Raw genomic sequence first — 18,293 nt, forward strand, 5'->3', positions numbered from 1 at the left:
AACAAATAGCGAAAATATTAAAAAACCCAGCACATAAATTCAATTTTTTGCATGATAAAACAAGGCTAAATGTTGACAAATATACCTAACTTGAACATGACTCATCTCACTAAACATTGGTAACCTAAGCAGTCGTCTGGATATATCCTCAGTGACATTTAATTCACCTGCCGTTCGACCAAAGCGCATGCCGGCAGGTGAATTATGGAGAGGTACATAATGAAATACCGCATTAATTCCTTGCTCTGCAAGATAGGATATCAAATTTTGACGTTCAATATCATTTTTACAAATTATATAGAAAACATGACCATTCGAAAGAAGTCCTTCGCGCGTATAAGGCAATGAAAAAAAACCTTCGTTTGCTAAAGGCTGCAGAATGTTAAGGTATTTTTCAAACAAAGATCTACGATTAGAATTGATCCTTTTTGCCTGCTCTAACTGAGCAAATAAAAATGCTGCCGTTAATTCACTAGGCAAGAATGAGGAACCTATATCAACCCAAGTATACTTATCTACTTGACCCTGATAAAAAGCTTTACGATTTGTTCCTTTATGCCAAATTATTTCTGCACGTTCAATCAACTCAGGATTATTAATCAGCAAAGCCCCACCTTCACCACTAATAATATTCTTAGTCTCATGAAAACTAACACAACCCATATCACCAATTGTTCCCAGAGCCCTGCTTCCATCAGATGCCAAAATAGCTTGAGCGGCATCTTCCACCAAAAATAAATTATACTTTCTACAAATAGATTCAAATACGCTCATCTCACAAGGCTGGCCAGCATAGTGCACTACAACAATAGCCTTAGTACGCTCAGTAATTGCCGACTCAACAAGCCGCTCATCGATATTTAAAGTGTCTTGGCGTATATCAACAAAAACCGGGACACCACCCCTTAATACAAATGCGTTCGCAGTTGAAACGAAAGTAAATGAAGGCATAATAACTTCATCGCCAGGACCTATGTTTGCAAGAATAGCCGTCATTTCCAAAGCAGCAGTACAAGACTGAGTTAACAGCACTTTTTTACAATGCAATTCTGTCTCAAGCCATTCCTGACATCGCCTTGTAAATAAGCCATCACCAGAAATAGAACCATTAATTACTGCTTGCGCAATATAAAATAACTCTTTACCAACAATAAATGGCTTGCCGAAAGGAATTTTACTCATACTGATGACACCTTCTGAAACAGGCCAAATAACTTGTAGCCCAATAGATATTCATGCAATTGATCTACCGTTAAGTTTCGTGGTTGTGTTAAACATTCCCCCGTTAAAGTGAACCAAGCAGAACTAATATCCTGATCAGAATGCATAAATACACGATCTAACTCAGTAATATAAGTTTCAAAAAATTTCACTTCATAACCAGCCTTCTGCATTAGTTTAAGCAAGGTTTCTTCCTCAAAATAACTCCAATGCCCGTGGCAAATGTTATTATTTTTAGCCCCTTCAATTGTCAGTAACAAACTTCGATAATTTGGCACTTGTATCATCAACCACCCTCCGGGCGGCACATGCATTGATAATTCAGCTAGAAAATCTAATGGCTCCACAATATGCTCTAACACATCAAATAAAGAAACAGCATTAAAATCGCGCCAATCCTCAGGAAATTGACATGGAAACTCATCGCAAATAACACTGAGTCCATTTTTTTTGCTAATATTTACAGCTTCGACATTAATTTCAATACCGCACGCCCCCCACCCATTAGCTTCAGCCGCTAATAGTAAAGATCCTGTCGATGAGCCAATATCAAGCAACCTACCTTTATTACCTGCATACTCTACCAATCGAGCAATAACATAATTAGACTTTTTTTGTTCCAGCGTTGCATAAGCAGAATTAATCTTTAATGCTAAATTAGCATCAGACGTAGAACTGGCTACATATCGTTCAAGCTCAATTTTTTTGTTAATTACTTCACGACTATAGATCAATTGACATTGAGGGCAACGAAGCAATTGCATTCCATGCGCACTTATTTCTAGAGAGCCTTCATAATGTGATTTATTGCACAGCGGGCAATTACGTAAAAAACTAACACCCTCAAGAAACTGTCCACTAGAATCTAATAAGCTATTAAATGTAACACTTTCAGTCTGTCTGAGATATTGATTAGACGAAGCTATTAATGCACGGATACCAGGGTGTAGTGCTGCATCAAACAAGTTTTTATTTAACGACACACCTACCTCTCAAAGAAAACGAATCAATTTCGAAATATTTTCCACAACATAAATTAGATATTTCAGATGCAATCACTACACACGACCCATGTAGCTTCAATCAAAACATTTAATAAAATGAAGTAAATTATTGTGCAATAAATTACTTGCCTTCAAAAAAAGTTAAACCACTATAAACTAATAAAACCAAAAACCAATTCTTACTACCATGAAAACAGTCAATTAAACCCTAAAAAAACACTAACCACCTAACTATCTTTTAGTTGCTTTTCAAAATTAACTCAACAATTTCATCAAAAGTATATTTCGAAAAACCATCGTTATTTATCCCACCAGAAAAACAATACTTTTCCTCACATACCAAAATAATCTCAACTACCATAAATGAATCAATCTGTTCAAATAATGGCTGATCTCGTATTATTTCAGAATATCCATTATCTTGTAAAATACGCAAAAGCCAACTCTTTACATCTTCCATATTTCACTCCTCATGGCAACATGACAGACTTAATTCCTACACTAATATAGCGTCCTGAATCTAGTAATTTATTATGCACAACACAGCCAACACCAATTGAACAATGTTTACCAATTTCAGCACCTGGGAGCAATACACACTGCGCTCCAAAAATAGAATAATCACCCACAAAAACATCACCACTCACCTTACCTCGTAGGCCTGTTGATCTTTCTTGGTAATCATCACTTTTTGTAAAAATACTAACATGCGTTGAAAGGCCCACACCTACACCTAATGTAATACGCCCTCCTGTCCCCCCCAAAAAACAAAATGGTGAAATATGCGCATCATTACCAATCACCACCCAACCTGTTAGGATAGAAAAATCATCAATACGAACATTATCGCCAATACTACCTGATATATCGTAAAATATAGCTCTACGAGAAATTTTAGTATCAACACCGACAGAAGAAAATCCTATTTCGATCAATTCATCATAGTTGAGATATTTCATTTATTTTCTCACTATATAAATAAATCAAAATCAGAAACAACATCTACCACCTCACCCGAGGCCATACTTTCGAGCAATAAATTTGACTCATGTCTGATGCAATGAAATGTACAATGCTTAGATGGATCCACACGCTCCATCACTTTACTTCGCCGTTCTCCTTTCCATAACTCTTCAAGTGATATTTTAGCAATATCACCAATGCGCATATTTAAATTACCTCGATGATAAGGACAAACATAAGCACCACTTGGAGTTATAACAGTTCTTAGCTCTGCCGTTAAACAGCGATTGTAAGACTTAATCTGAGTACCAATACCGTTCAATGCATCTTCCAAAGTTAGTGGGGCAATAATTTTAAAATTCTCATCTGCCAAGTCATGAATAGCTTTCAAATTTCTATTAACTAAGTCAACGACAGCTGATTCTTGTCGTTGTAAAAAATGCATCATATCGAAAGCTGGTTTTAATTCAAAATAATCACAACCTATTGTTTTTGCTAAACGTGCGGCCTTTTCAATATCAATGGCATTTGTACGAAGCAAGCTACCATCTTTATCTCGTTTTGATAACAACAAAAATGAATAACCAACCAATCCAGTTTTCTTATTGATCAGTTCTTTCATATTCTCAATAACTAAATTAAATTGAGATTTACCACTAGCATGCGGTCGAAAATCTGCAAAAACCTCTTCACTTCCAGCATCAACAGAAACTCGAAGCCAATTTGTCATTTCAGCACATTCTGTTAAATATCGACCAATCAGTGTCCCATTGGTTGTAACTCCCACCTTAATACCACAAGCATGCAACGATCGAACTAGATCACCAAATTTAGGGTGGGCCATGGGTTCGCCCCCTCCAATCAGCACGACAGCCCTAACACCATGATCTGCAAATTCTTGTGCTAAAAGTAAAAGACGATCATTATCAATTCCGCCCTGATTGAGCAAATTGGCGCTGATGCAGTCATGGCAAGCCAAATTACAAGCCGTTGTTGGATCAAGCTCGACCACTAAAGGTGCATTATTACTTTTACTCCATAAGAATTTATTAATAAATTCTTGAACAGTATTCTGCTTAAGTTTCTCAACTAGAGAAAGCGGTCGTGACAAATGAGACATTAAAGCTTCCCTTTTAAAAAACAATACGTCAAAAACAAAATCTCATACATAAGGGACCTACCAAGTCAAGTTAAGATTGTATGTTTCTTAGCTAAATAATTAATTTATATAAACCTAGGGTATATAGCACTCAATAAACCAATAGCGCATACACTTAGTAAGTGATATTTTATTTATTAAATACAATTTAATCTTAATAAATAATTACTGACTTTGTTAGGCAATATGTATCCAACCCATTTGGACCAGACTCACGTCCATAACCAGAAGCCCCAAAGCCCCCGACAGGCAGTTCAGGCAACCAATAATCTGGAGGGGCATTTACCCAAATTCGGCCTACACGCAATTGTTTAGTAACGTGTAATGCATTCGTTACTGAGGTAGTCCATACATATGCAGCCAATCCATAATCCGAGCTATTGACTATATCAATAAAATCATTTTGATTTATATAGGAAACCGTAATAATCGGACCAAATATTTCATTTTTAAAAAGTATTGATGACAGAGGAACATCATCAAAAATAATTGGTATTAATTTATTTCCCGCCACTTTCAAACAACACCCAGGCAAAAACCCTAAACCTTCTTCCAATGCAGCTTCAATTACATCAACAACACTAGCTTGATGTTTCAAACTAATTGTGGATTGAATATTCTCATCGGACGACCCATAAATTAAGTCAAACTGTCTCTGCAAGGCACTCGCAAACTCCTTTGCAATTTTTGGATCAACCATAACATGGGTGCCTGCAATACAAGCCTGCCCTGCATTTCGAAAACCTCCAACAATAACAGCGTGAGCAGCGGCCTCGAAATCAGCATCCGCATAAATTGCAACAAAATTATTTCCCCCCATTTCAGCAGATACACGCTTACCTGTTAGGGTTGCTGCAGATTCGATTAAACGACCAACTTTAGTTGAGCCAACAAACGCAATCATATTCACATCTGAGTTAATACATAATTGACTTCCAACACTCTCACCTGCGCCATATACAACCTGCACCATATGAGAGGGAAATAAGTGACTATCTACAATTATTTGAATTAATAAAGGCAAAGCTCCAACTGCAACCTCACTAGGTTTTAATACAACAGCACAACCCGCCCCAAGTGCAAAAGGCATACGCTCTGAAGTAGTAACCAGCGGATAATTCCATGGCACAATAAGCCCAACCACACCGACAGGCTCTGAATAAGTCACGGCAAGCCCTTGCCTCATCGAAGATGAAAATGCATGACTGCTAGAGCTTCGCGCTAATGCTGCAGCATATTCCCACAATGCAATGGCTCCTTCGACCTCCAGAAGGGCCGTTTCAATTAATTTACCTGTATCAGCGGCTTCACACCGTGCAAATTCTTGCTTATTTTCTCGAATTAAACGAGCCACACCATACAAAGCTTCAGAACGCTCCGTGGCGGTTGAAGAGCGCCCGCAACTATAAAAAGCTTCTTTAGCTTGACGACAAGCTTTCGCAACTAATGTCGGATTCGTGCAAAGCCCCCCTGACTCCACTACGCTAGGGCTCGAATTCTTTAGTTGCGACACTTCAGTTTCTAAATTGATCGGCATCGATATTTTCATAGCTAATAAGCCTTTTGATCGGTTTTCCTGATGATGTTTTTGGTATATCGGCAACTTCCGAGATTAATGAAGGGCGCTGTATTTGCGATAAATTGCAATTCAATAAGCGAATTAGTGCATCTTTAACTTCATTACTCCGCAAATTCTGCTTTGGTATAAAGAATACATCGTAAACTTCACCCCAAAAAACATCTAAACGCCCCACTGCAAGGCATTCATCACACAGATTTTCAGAAAGGATAAGATCTTCAATTTCTGAAAGGTTGATCAGTTCTCCACCTTTTTTTATAGAATCCTTTTTTCTTCCTGAGATAAATAACTCACCATTTTCTAAGCGCGCCAAATCCCCGGTATGAAATGGCACGGAACGATCAAACAGATCCAATCCGCCACAATCATTCAAATAACCTAATGCCATATAAGGGGAACTAACTAAAAGCTCAGAATCAGATATGGAACAAACCTTCACAGTGACAGCATCAACCACTGTACCAACAGAAAAAGATGTAGACTCAGAGGAACCAATTGTAAATGACCCGCCTAACTCTGTAACTCCAAAACAAGGAAGAAGTGATGCTCCAAATTTTTTTAAAAACTCATTTTTAATTGAAGGATATAAAATTGAACCAGTAGATATAACCTTGACTTCTTTTAATAAGTCAGCATCAAATTTGAAAAAGTTAAATGTCTTTGTTAGTGACGATGCCATTGTTGGCGATAGATAAATATAATCAGGTTTAAAATTAATAACATCATTCCAAAAATTTTCAATACTCTTTGCTGAGAACCGAGTTCCAATTTTTATTCGCCCCCCACTAACTAATGGGCAAGCAAATAAATTAAACAAACCCGCATTATAAAACATCGGCCAATTGTGTAACGTTAGTTTCCCTGGCAAAAAATCAGCGCATTTAGCAAAAGCGATTGCTGAGCCAAAAAAATTCTCCAATGTTTGCACGACTCCCTTTGGAGCACCTGTTGTTCCTGATGAAAAAACAATTAAAAATGGGTCAGCCACTCCACCTTGATACACACAACCTGGGACTGTTGAATCAAATGAATAAGCTAGCTGATCATATGAATTAATGACCATCGTTGCCTTAGTCAAAAATTTAATCTTATCTAATTGCCCAATATTAACACTAGGATCCACAGGGCAAATTACTACCCCCCCCAAACCCAGAGCCATTATAAGCTCCAAATATTCATGCCTATTTTCAAGACAAACTACGACACGATCACCGTAGCGAACACCTTGCTTTACAAGATAATTCAACAATCGAATTGCACGATCTAAGAATTCACTATAAGTAATAAATTTAGACGCATCAATTTGAATAAATTGTTGATCTTTATTGTTTTCAATTATTTCTGAAAAGAAATCGTACCTATTCTTCATCATGGCCTCATCATTCAAAAAACGCAGAGTCAACCTAGAGCTTAACCTCAGTTGAGAAAATAACCCCAATAAAAAACACTAAAATTTAAATGTTTTAGAGAGGCATAGGAATATTAAAAAATCATTTATCCTACATACTTACGCCAGCCCATAATGCCCATAAACAAGAAATGCTTACAGCAAAGAGAGTACATAACTTGGCTACCTAGATGTATTAATAAGTTAATCAACCCTATTCCATTAAGCAGCAACAACCTATTTTCGATCAAAAATAATATTTATGGTAGAAGTACATCTTAAATAAATTAAAAGGGTGCTACCAGAAGTAGCACCCTTTTGTTTCATTCATTACTCACATTTACTTTGCTTGGCAAAAATCTTTCAAATACGCCGTAAATTCCTCCCCCACTTCGTGGTGTTTCATACCCAACTCAACTGTGGCTTTCAAGAAGCCGATTTTGCTGCCGCAGTCGTAGCGGGTGCCTTCGAGTTTATGGGCGAGGATGTGTTGCTCTTGCATTAAGGCAAAAATGCCGTCGGTGAGCTGGATTTCACCACCTTTACCCGGCTGCACGTGCTGCAAGTGATGAAAAATCCGCGGGGTAAGGATATATCGGCCAACAACGGCCAAATTTGAGGGTGCTTCTTCCGGTTTTGGTTTTTCAACGATATTGCCAATGCGCAAGCGACCAGCGTGCTCAGACACTTCAACAATGCCGTAGCTGCCGGTTTCTTCCATCGCTACTTTTTCAACCCCGAGTACCGAGCAATGGGTATCGTCAAATACGTCGACCATGCGCTTCATTTCTGAGACGCCATTGCCGTCGATCAAATCGTCGGCCAAAATCACCGCGAACGGCTCATCACCCACCACTGGCTTGGCGCACAATACCGCATGCCCCAAACCCAAGGCTTCGGGCTGGCGAATATAAATACACGTCACTGATTTAGGAATAATTCCGCGCAAGATTTCGAGCAATTTGGTTTTTTGCTTAGCCTCTAAATCCGCCTCTAGTTCACCGGCTTTGTCAAAGTGGTCTTCAATACTGCGTTTATGTCGACCCGTGATAAAAATCATTTCGGTAATGCCCGCAGCCAACGCCTCTTCTACCGCGTATTGAATCAGCGGTTTATCAACGATTGACATCATTTCTTTGGGGCTAGCCTTAGTAGCTGGCAAGAAACGCGTACCCATGCCGGCGACAGGGAATACGGCTTTGCGGATTTTTTGCATGGAACTTCCTTGTTGAACAGGTGACGCGATCAAGCCTAGGCGCAAAGCAGCACCCATCACTTGATCGGATTGTTTTTGATTGAGTTCATCCGGCCACTGCGAAACCGCAGAACGCCCCAAGCCCAAGGCTTCGGCGAGACGGGTTTGTGAACCAAATAATTGTAGAGCATCAGACTTACGCATGCCGTTATGTTTAAACATTTAAACAGCAAAGTCAACACTTACCTAGACTTAAAATTTGTTTATTTTATTAAACAAAATGTACATGCGCTTGCTGATTGTAGTGAGAGCGATGACAAACCTGTTACTGATCGAATTTTTGCTTTAGAAACCGATACAAGCATGGAATTTGGAGTAGCGGGCTCGCCCTGCGCGCTAAATAAGAAAAACCTTCGCGGGCAAGCCCGCTCCTACGCAGCGCGTCTGAATTAGAGACATCTTCAGGCTGCCTCTGACTCACTCGGCGCACTTAAACCGATTTTTTAGCGCCAGCTCAGCCAGCAGAGCCTCAATCCACGGTCTGAACATCACCAAACATCCATAGGTATCTCATTGCAGTCTTATCCAAAAAACAGCTACCAGCAGATACCCTAGCTCAACATCTCAATCAAATCGGCCTCACTCAACACCGCCACGCCCAATTCCTCAGCCTTTTGCAATTTACTTCCCGCCGCTTCACCTGCTACGACATAGTCGGTTTTTTTCGAGACACTACCCGAGACTTTGCCACCAGCAGCTTCAACCATCGCTTTAGCTTCATCGCGACTTAATGTCGGCAATGTGCCGGTAAGCACCAGCGTTTTTCCGCTTAACACGCCTTGCGTCACGGCATCCGCCGCAGGCAGCGCAGCCAATAATTCGGCACGCACGGTATCGAGCTGTGCCAACACTTGCGCCGCAGGCGTTGCCAGCCAAGCCAATAAAGACTGGGCCAGATCCAGCGGCAGGCCTGCGTCTTGCAATCGACCAAGGCTAAATCCGTGCAAATCGGCCAAGTTGGTGAACGATCGAGCCAGCGCATTACAGCGCGCTGCGGTTAATTTAGGAATTTCCAATGCCGCCAACATTGCACCAGGCGTGAGTTTTTCGCGCAAAGCTGGATGCGGTGCATGCTCGCCCTGCGGCGCGACCCCCAAAGCCAAAAAGTCATCAATCACTTGCTGGTTATGCGGCTCGGTCAAAAATTCGGCCAATGCAGCAGCCACTGTGCTGCCAATATCGGGCAATACGCGCAGCAAAGGCGCAGGAGCATGGCGAATTCGCGCTAGGCTACCCAACCAATCGGCCAGCGTTTTGGCGGTGGACTCACCCACATGGCGAATACCCAGCGCAAAAATAAATCGCGCCAACGGCGGGCGCTTACTGGCTTCTATCCCTGCCAATAAATTCTCGGCCCACTTACTGGTGACTTGCCCAGCTTTAACGCTTTCTGGCGTTACGCCATCGCGCTCATCGGCGCGGCGCTTCATCGCCAAAAAGTCGTCCAGCGTTAAACGATACAAATCGGCTAAGCTCGTGACATAACCCAAATCCACCAAATTATCGATATACCGCTCGCCAAGACCGTCGATATCCATCATGCGACGCGAAGCAAAATGCCGTACCGCTTCTTTACGCTGTGCCGCACAAATCAGCCCGCCAGTGCAGCGCGTAACCGCCTCGCCTTCTTCGCGCACCGCGTGTGAACCACAAACCGGGCATTGCTCGGGCAGTCGATAGGCGGGGTATTGTGCTGCAAGCTCTCTATCAAATAAATCAGTGCCAGATACCTCGACCATCGGTCGGCGATCGATCACCACCGACACCACCTCTGGAATTACATCACCGGCACGGCGCACGATGACAGTGTCACCGATGCGAACGTCTTTGCGATCGATTTCATCTTGATTGTGCAGCGTGGCATTGGTGACGGTGACACCGCCAACAAACACCGGTGCCAAGCGCGCTACTGGCGTTAAAGCGCCAGTACGGCCCACTTGCACATCAATCGCTTCGACGACGGTGAGCGCTTCTTGCGCTGGGTATTTATGCGCCACCGCCCAACGTGGCTCGCGGGTGCGAAAGCCCAGCTGGCGCTGCAGCGCTAATGAATTGACTTTGTAAACCACACCGTCGATATCAAACGGCAGCGTGTCGCGCAGTTGCGCTACGCGCTGATGGTAGACCACCAAACCTTGGCCGCCTTGCACTACTTCACGAATCTCGCACACCGGAAAGCCAAATTCCGCCAAAGCATCCAGCACCCCACTATGGGTATTAGGCTGCAGATCCCAGCCCTCAATCGCCCCCAGCCCATACCCATAAAACGATAAAGGCCGCTCGGCGGCAATTTTAGGGTCTAACTGGCGCACCGCACCGGCGGCGGTATTGCGTGGATTAACAAAGGTTTTTTCGCCCAACTCGCGCTGGCGCGCATTGAGTTTTTCAAAATCATCGCGCCGCATATACACTTCGCCGCGCACTTCGAGCACTTTGGGCCAGTGCGGTGCAGCCTCTACGCCTTGACTGGCGCGCAGGCGCAATGGGATTTGCTTAATCGTGCGAATATTTTGCGTCACATCCTCACCCGTTGCGCCGTCGCCACGGGTTGCGGCCTGCACCAAAACGCCGTCTTCATAGCGCAAACTAATCGCCAAACCGTCAAACTTTAATTCAGCAGCGTATTCAATTTCGGGTGCACTCGCCCCTAAATCCAACTCTTTACGCACACTGGCGTCAAACGCCAACGCGCCTTGCGCCGTGACATCGGTTTCGGTGCGAATCGACAGCATCGGTATCACATGCGTTACCGGCAAAAACTGCGGCAAGATTGCGCCACCAACGCGCTGCGTGGGTGAGTCGGCGGTTTTTAATTCAGGATGCGCGACTTCTAGCGCCTGCAAAGCCTGAAACAAACGGTCGTACTCGGCATCCGGCACCGTTGGCTGATCGAGCACATAGTATTCATACGCATACCGGTTGAGTTCTTCGCGCAATTGCTCGGCGCGCTGTGCAGTTTCAAGCATGATTCAATTTCCAAATTAGGGACTTCAATAGCAAACGCCGCTTCAACCGAAGCGGCGCTATTCACTCTATACCACTCAAAACTAAATCTAAATAAATCGGTAAGGCCAACAGCGTGGCCTATCTTAACCATCTAGGGTCTGTTGACGCTTGGCTTCCCGCCGCGCTGGAGCGATTTTCGCGGCGTATCAAGGCGTAGTAAGCGATACATAGTCATTCTATGTGAGCTTGCTACAACGCAGAGTCACCGCGAAAAGCGCCCAGCCCCTAGGCAAACAAGCGCAATGCCGCCATTGAGCCGGGAGCAATACCGCGATCATCCATGCTGGCATACAGGCCGCTCAGTTGCTTACGGATATTGGCTAAACTCGCAGCATTGAGTGGTTTTTGATTGTCATCGACCAAATCGCAATGCAAGGCCATCGCCAAGTTTTGCGCAAAATCGGCCAGATAATCAAACACCGCCAAACCACCCGCTACGCGCGGCACGTCAAATAGCAAGGTTAAACCTTGCGAAGTCGACATCAACGGCGTTTGGTCTTGGTTGGCTAAAACAAACAAGGTTTTGCCTGAATCACTACGATACTGGAACGTGCCATCGGCATGATTGCGCACCAAGCCGGCTTGCTCAGCCAAAATACGCACCTTTTCCATCGGCAATGGTCGGCTACCAGCAGGAATATTTAAGCCAATCAATACATCGACCGAAGCACAAAATTCGTCCAGCTCTGCCGCCAAATTAAGCTTGGCAGCGCGCTGCGGAAAGGTTACCGAAGCATCCAGTGCATCAGCAAACTGCTGCACACCCATACAAAACGCATTCAGCGACTCTTGGCTTAAAGCGCCTTGCCGATCGGCCATTTGTAAGCCAATGCGCAATTCTTTAAAGCGGCCTCGCGTGGTGCTATTAAGCATTTCCCATTGCTTGTTTTGGTTTAAACCCAAAACCTGAATCCGCTTATTCGCTGGAAACGGCGGCACTTCAGAAGCAGAGATCGCATCAGGCGCATGCACTTCGGCAATAAAATCTAACGCTGGATCAAGCAAACTGCCGGCCAATACCACTTCATCGACGACTTCTTGCTGCAGTGTCGGTACGGCAGCGACTACTGGCGCAACAGGTGCAAGCGGTGGTGGCGCAGAAAAAGTCGGCTCAGTATAAGCTGGCGCGATAGGTTCTACTGGCGCTGGCGGCGTATACATCGAGCGATAGGCTGGCGGCATTTCAGGAATGTCATCGGGCATATCGTCGCTTAACGTCGATTTGCTCGTATTACTCAACTGCGCATCGCTCAATTGCGCTTCACTTAAATCGGGCACATCGTATTCGGCCTGATCCAAGCGATTTTCATCGTAAAGTGGCGCGGATTCCGCGACCGGCGTTGGCTCTAAAATCGGTTCAAGACGCTGCCCATCGCCTTTACGCACCATATTTTTGGGCGTATTGAGCAATACATCGGGCTGATTGCGCGCAAACGCCTTATTCGCTTGCTGGCGAAAGCGGTATTCTTGCCACCAATTAAATCCATACACTGCGGCGACAATCCCACCGGCACCGACTAAGGAATAAATCTGCAACTCAGTCATTGTTTTATTTAGGTCTCAACTTAGGCGTAATTAATTTACGCGTTAATTATATTTTGCACCCACTACCCAGGGATGAGGCGCTTTCTCTTAATTGAACTCAGGCTCACGCATTTTTAGCGCAGCTTCAATATCTACCGCCACAATCCGCGACACCCCTTGCTCTTGCATCGTCACGCCGACCAATTGCTGCGCCATTTCCATGGTTAATTTATTGTGGCTAATGTACAAAAATTGCGTGTGCAGTGCCATTTTTTTCACTAATTCGCAAAAACGTAGCGTATTGGCATCATCCAGCGGTGCATCGACCTCATCTAATAGGCAAAAAGGCGCTGGATTGAGCTTGAATAGAGAGAATACCAGACTTAATGCTGTCAGTGCTTTTTCACCACCTGACAACAAGTGAATGGTTGCATTTTTCTTACCCGGTGGCTGCGCCATCAAACTCATGCCCGAATCTAATATTTCACCCCCTGTCAACGTTAACTCAGCATGACCACCACCAAATAGCGCAGGGAATAACTCTTGTAAATTGGCATTCACACTGTCGTAAGTCGACTGCAATAGACTGCGGGTTTCTTTATCAATCCGAGTAATCGCCGCGCTCAGTGTGGCCATTGCTTGCTCCAAATCACTGGACTGCTCGGCCAAATAGCTTTGCCGCTCTTCATTAGCGGCCAATTCTTGCATCGCTGCCAAATTCACCGGGCCCAACTGACTCAATTGTCCATTCAATCGAGTAATTTCTGCCGCGTAAGCTTTGACGCTACGTCCCAATAATGGTTGCAGCGCCGCTTCATCCACCGCCAAAGCCTGCATTTCATCGGCATAGCGCGCCAAATTAAGTCGGGTTTCTTGCTCAGTTAAGCGCATCTGCTCCAAGGCATCGCGCTGCGTGGCGGCAGCTTTTTCGGCAATTTGCTTGATTGATTCTTGCTCACGCAAGGTCGTCGCATGCTGATTGAGTGCTTCTTTGGCCTGTGTTAATACCTGTTCTTGCGCTGCGCGCCGCGCGAGCAAGACTTGAAATTGTGCGTCAATCTCATCAACCTGAAGGGTTTGCGCCTCTTGCTCTAGTGCCTGTTTACGCTGATTTTGCTGCTCACGCTGTCGATCAAGGTCGATTTGGCGCTGCTGCAAACCACGGATCTGCTGCGCCATATTCACCACGGCAAATTGCGCACTTTGTGCCGAGCGCTCTAGCTCACGCAGCTGCAAACTATGCTGGCTTTGTGACGCCTGAAATCCTTCCTTACTCGCACGGGCTTGCTGCTCTTGCGTTTGCAATTGCAATAAAGACGCGGCAAGGCGTTCGAGCTCAGCATCTAGCGCTACCGACTGGACATTTTCTTCGCTTAATTGTTGGCTGATTTGCGCCAAAGTTTGTTGCACGTGATCAAGGCGTAATTGCCGCTGCGCCTGCTGTTCTTGCTGACGACGCCATTCACTTTCTAATGCGGGTAAGGTTTGGGCGCGTTGCGCGTATTGCGCTTGGCTTTGCTGTTGAGCTTGCAATAAGGCGGCATGTTCAAGCTGCGTTTGCGCCAATATCGGCGCATGGTTTTGCTGTGCTTGCTGCGCCGTATCGAGCGCTGCGGACACTTTGCGTAATTCAGCTTGCCGCGCCAAACGTCCTGCGTCCGCCGACTGACCAGCAAAAAAATCAAGGGTATATCGGGTGGCGATATGGCCATCAATCGACACCCAGCTATACCCTTCTGGAATGTCTGATTGCTGCGTCCAAAGTTGCGCCGTATGCTCAACGCACAGCACCGTACCTAGCAGCGCTTGCAAGCCCGCATGCAAACGCGCGTCACTGTTTGCCACATGTTGCCACAGACTCTGCGGATGAACTGGCCCCGTCACTGGCGCTGGGCTCAATACAAACAAGGCACTTGGCGGCGCGCAATCAACGTCACCTAAGATCCCTTGCATTTTTTGCCCCAATACCGCTTCAACGGCCAGCTCCCAACCGGCAGCCACTCGCAATAATTCACTTAACTGCGGCGCGTCTTGCAACTGACTTTGCGCCAACCACGGCGACAACGCCGCGCTAGTGGCGACGGTTAACACTTCACGCAAAGCCTGCTCGCGGGCGGCCAGTTGCGTGACATCGTCTTGCAACTGCTGTGCCGTACTGTGCTGCTGCGCCAACTCTGCATCCAATGCCAAGCGCGACTGGGCTTGTTCGGCCAAGGTTAATTCTAATTCGGCCAGCTGGTAGCGATATTCGTCAATTTGCTCGGGCAAATCTTCAGTCACCGCTACCGGCGCCAACTGATTTAATTCAGCTTGCAGCTGCTGCTGTTGGGTATTGAGCTGGCCAATCTGGCGCTGTACAAATTGCCGCTCTTGCAGCTGCAATTGCTGGGCGCTGTGCTCCGCCGATAGTTGCTCTTTAAGCGCTTGCCACGTTTGCTCGGCGTAATGCCGCTCTTGCTCTTGATCTGGCAAGCTTAAACTAGCCTCGGCCAAGGCCATAGCTGCAGCTTCAGATGCCAGTTGCAAATCCTCTTGCTGATCAGTGCATTGCAATAAAGCCGATTGAATATCGCTGGCCGATTGCTGCTGCGCTTGCTCATCACGCTCGCACTGCGCAATTTGCTGCGCCAAGCGCTCGCGACTTTGCTTTAAATGCAGCAAGGTTTGCTCGATTCGCGCCACTTCGGCATTGGCGGCATATAGGTCCGCCTGCGCCGCTTGCAATACATCGCTGGCAATAAAATGACTTTCACGCAAGCATTCAAGTTGCGCCTCAGCGGCAGTCACCTGCGCCAATGCGGCTTCTAATTGCGTTTGCGCTTGTAGCAAAGCCAAGTGCGCGGCGTCAGCTGCCACCGCTGCGTCGATTTTTCTTTGCAAAGCTTGCAGTTGCTCCGCTTGCGATATTTGTTGACTTAAAGTTTGATATTGCTGAGCAACGCCAGCTTGGCGGCTCAAGGTGTCGATTTGCCGTTGCAACTCGAGTTGAATATCGGCCACCCGCGCTAAATTGTCTCGCGTGTCGGCGATGCGACTTTCGGTCTCGCGGCGCCGTTCTTTGTATTTAGAAACGCCGGCTGCTTCTTCTAGATATTGCCGCAATTCATCGGGCTTGGCCTCGATAATGCGGTTAATCATTCCTTGCTCAATAATGGCGTAACCGGACTTCCCCACACCGGTGCCCATAAAAAGCTCGGTAATATCGCGGCGGCGCACCGCTTGCTGATTAATAAAATACGATGAATCGCCTTGCCGAGTCAGTACCCGCTTAATGCTGATTTCGGCATACGCTTGCCAAGCCCCCGTAAGCAGGCCGGCACTATTATCAAACACCAACTCCACCGCCGCCCGACTGACTGCCTTACGCGTGGTCGAGCCATTAAAAATCACGTCTTGCATCGATTCGCCGCGCAATTGCTTGGCGGACGATTCGCCCAACACCCAGCGCACGGCATCAATCACATTGGATTTGCCGCACCCATTGGGCCCACACACCGCCACCAACTGCCCCGGAACAGGGATTGCCGTTGGATCAACGAAGGACTTAAAACCAGATAATTTAATATGAGTCAGGCGCACGATAGCTTCAAACAACAGAATGGGCGCATTTTACCTCAGCCATCCCATGGCTGAGGTAAAAGATCCAATCCATCAAAACAAATCACAAAACCGCCCAAGCTCCCCATAACAAAACGCCCCAACACAGGTTGGGGCGAAATGAAAAACCACACATCCAGTAATCTTCGCGTTTACAAACCCTTTACAAACACCCAAGCAATCAAAGCAGGTGCCACCACGGCGCTGGTTAAGCGAAATACCGGCAACCACGCTGCACGTGCGCCCTGCTGCGTAATCTCGGCACTACTGCGCTGCCAAATCACCCAACCGACACAAATCGCACTGGCCATACCGCCCAAAGGCAACAATAAATTGGATGCCAGATAATCCATCAATTCAAACGTGGTGCGATTAAATAATTTAGCATCAGACCAAACCCCGAATGACAAAGCCGCCGGAATCGCCGCCAAAATCACCGCACACAGGCTGACAATCACTGCCGTTTTGCGTGACCAATGAAATTCATCAATCAAAAAACTCACAATCGGCTCAAGCATTGAAATCGACGACGTCAGTGCCGCAACCAGTAATAAGCAGAAAAAAGCCACGGCAAAAAACTGCCCGCCCGGCATGCTGGCAAACACCGCTGGCATGGTAATAAACGTCAAACCAGGCCCCGCAGCAGGGTCCATGCCAAAAGCAAATACCGCCGGCAACACCATCAAACCGGCCAATAAACACGCCACCACTGCAAGTGCGGCCACCCAGACTGCTGCATTGCCGAGCTGAATATCGCGCCCCAAATACGAACCGTAGGCAATCATCGTTCCGCAGCCAACCGACAAAGAAAAACACGCCAATCCCAAAGCATCAATAAACATACTGTCATTGACCTTGCTCCAATCGGGCGTAACAAACCACATCACGCCTTCCATTGCACCGGGTAAAGTCAGCGCTCGAGCAATCAGCACCAGCATTAACACAAACAATAAAGGCATCAACACCTTACTGACCGATTCAATGCCTTTTTGCACGCCACCGACCACAATCGCTGCGGTAAGGCCGACAAAGGCGATTAAATACGCGATTGAATTCACTGGATCGGATATCAAAGCCGTAAAGTGCTGGCCCAGAAAAGCAGTATCTTTCGCCAGCGCAGCACCAGAAAGGGCTTCGCCGATATACATCAAGGTCCAGCCACCGATCACACTATAAAAAGAAAAAATCGTAAAAATACACAACAAGCCCATCCGACCAACCCAAGCCCAAGCGGGTCCAGCTAAAGTCCGAAACGCACCCACTGCTGACAGCCCTGCGGCGCGGCCGATGACCATTTCAGCCAATAGCATCGCAATGCCGATCGAAAAAGTAATCGCCAAATACACCAATAAAAATGCCCCGCCGCCATTTTGCCCAGCCACGTAAGGAAACTTCCAAATCGCGCCCAAACCGACCGCTGAACCTGATGCAGCAAGAATAAAACCGATTTTTGAACCCCATTCACTTCTTGCCATTGCCCGCTCCATTTAATTATCCGCGCTACATTGTCATAATTGCTAGAGCTCGCCTAGTCGTAAAACGTCCACTTTACAGATCCAAGCCACTACGCTAGCAGCAGAATAAAAAACCCAGGACTT

At 45.8% G+C, this 18,293-nt stretch carries 13 protein-coding genes; 1 reads left to right on the forward strand and 12 read right to left on the reverse strand.

Features of this window, described 5'->3' with window-relative positions:
- Positions 1-39: 39 nt before the first annotated feature.
- The 8 genes from rffA to galU form a co-directional block, all read right to left on the reverse strand.
- Positions 40-1,182, reverse strand: a complete 1,143-nt coding sequence (rffA, locus tag K4H25_RS10805; RefSeq protein ID WP_255587544.1) for a dTDP-4-amino-4,6-dideoxygalactose transaminase — start codon at positions 1,180-1,182, stop codon at positions 40-42.
- Positions 1,179-2,204 carry a class I SAM-dependent methyltransferase gene (locus tag K4H25_RS10810; protein ID WP_221020519.1) on the reverse strand — a complete coding sequence of 342 codons (1,026 nt, stop codon included), beginning with the start codon at positions 2,202-2,204 and terminating at the stop codon, positions 1,179-1,181. The genes rffA and K4H25_RS10810 overlap by 4 nt, the downstream gene beginning before the upstream one ends.
- 259 nt (positions 2,205-2,463) lie before the next feature.
- On the reverse strand, positions 2,464-2,685 hold the full coding sequence (locus K4H25_RS10815) for a hypothetical protein (RefSeq protein WP_221020520.1): 222 nt from the start codon (positions 2,683-2,685) through the stop codon (positions 2,464-2,466).
- A gap of 10 nt (positions 2,686-2,695) precedes the next feature.
- Positions 2,696-3,184, reverse strand: a complete 489-nt coding sequence (locus tag K4H25_RS10820) for an acyltransferase (protein WP_221020521.1) — start codon at positions 3,182-3,184, stop codon at positions 2,696-2,698.
- Positions 3,185-3,195: 11 nt separating this feature from the next.
- Positions 3,196-4,308 carry a radical SAM protein gene (locus K4H25_RS10825; protein WP_221020522.1) on the reverse strand — a complete coding sequence of 371 codons (1,113 nt, stop codon included), beginning with the start codon at positions 4,306-4,308 and terminating at the stop codon, positions 3,196-3,198.
- A gap of 193 nt (positions 4,309-4,501) precedes the next feature.
- A complete protein-coding gene (locus tag K4H25_RS10830) occupies positions 4,502-5,884 on the reverse strand; it encodes an aldehyde dehydrogenase family protein (protein ID WP_221020523.1) in 1,383 nt (460 codons plus the stop codon).
- Positions 5,862-7,298: a class I adenylate-forming enzyme family protein gene (locus tag K4H25_RS10835; RefSeq protein ID WP_221020524.1), complete on the reverse strand. Its 1,437-nt coding sequence runs from the start codon at positions 7,296-7,298 to the stop codon at positions 5,862-5,864. Before K4H25_RS10835 ends, K4H25_RS10830 begins: the two co-directional genes overlap by 23 nt.
- Before the next feature lie 355 nt (positions 7,299-7,653).
- The gene (galU, locus tag K4H25_RS10840; RefSeq protein WP_173534735.1) at positions 7,654-8,529 is read right to left on the reverse strand and encodes a UTP--glucose-1-phosphate uridylyltransferase GalU; all 876 of its coding nucleotides are present in this window, start codon (positions 8,527-8,529) and stop codon (positions 7,654-7,656) included.
- A 189-nt stretch (positions 8,530-8,718) separates the two neighbouring features.
- On the opposite strand from galU, the gene K4H25_RS10845 reads away from it, so the two are divergent.
- Positions 8,719-8,961: a hypothetical protein gene (locus K4H25_RS10845; RefSeq protein WP_221020525.1), complete on the forward strand. Its 243-nt coding sequence runs from the start codon at positions 8,719-8,721 to the stop codon at positions 8,959-8,961.
- Positions 8,962-9,119: 158 nt separating this feature from the next.
- On the opposite strand, the gene ligA is transcribed toward K4H25_RS10845, so the two are convergent.
- From ligA to K4H25_RS10865, 4 genes are all read right to left on the reverse strand, one after another.
- Complete coding sequence (ligA, locus tag K4H25_RS10850; protein WP_221020526.1) at positions 9,120-11,534, reverse strand: NAD-dependent DNA ligase LigA; 2,415 nt, start codon at positions 11,532-11,534, stop codon at positions 9,120-9,122.
- Between the two features lie 265 nt (positions 11,535-11,799).
- Positions 11,800-13,119: a cell division protein ZipA C-terminal FtsZ-binding domain-containing protein gene (locus K4H25_RS10855; RefSeq protein WP_221020527.1), complete on the reverse strand. Its 1,320-nt coding sequence runs from the start codon at positions 13,117-13,119 to the stop codon at positions 11,800-11,802.
- Between the two features lie 87 nt (positions 13,120-13,206).
- Positions 13,207-16,677 carry a chromosome segregation protein SMC gene (smc, locus tag K4H25_RS10860; protein ID WP_221020528.1) on the reverse strand — a complete coding sequence of 1,157 codons (3,471 nt, stop codon included), beginning with the start codon at positions 16,675-16,677 and terminating at the stop codon, positions 13,207-13,209.
- A gap of 170 nt (positions 16,678-16,847) precedes the next feature.
- Positions 16,848-18,170 carry a sodium-dependent transporter gene (locus tag K4H25_RS10865; protein WP_221020529.1) on the reverse strand — a complete coding sequence of 441 codons (1,323 nt, stop codon included), beginning with the start codon at positions 18,168-18,170 and terminating at the stop codon, positions 16,848-16,850.
- Positions 18,171-18,293 lie beyond the last annotated feature (123 nt).

Origin of the sequence: Deefgea piscis (assembly GCF_019665785.1) — a bacterium.
Taxonomy (GTDB): domain Bacteria; phylum Pseudomonadota; class Gammaproteobacteria; order Burkholderiales; family Chitinibacteraceae; genus Deefgea.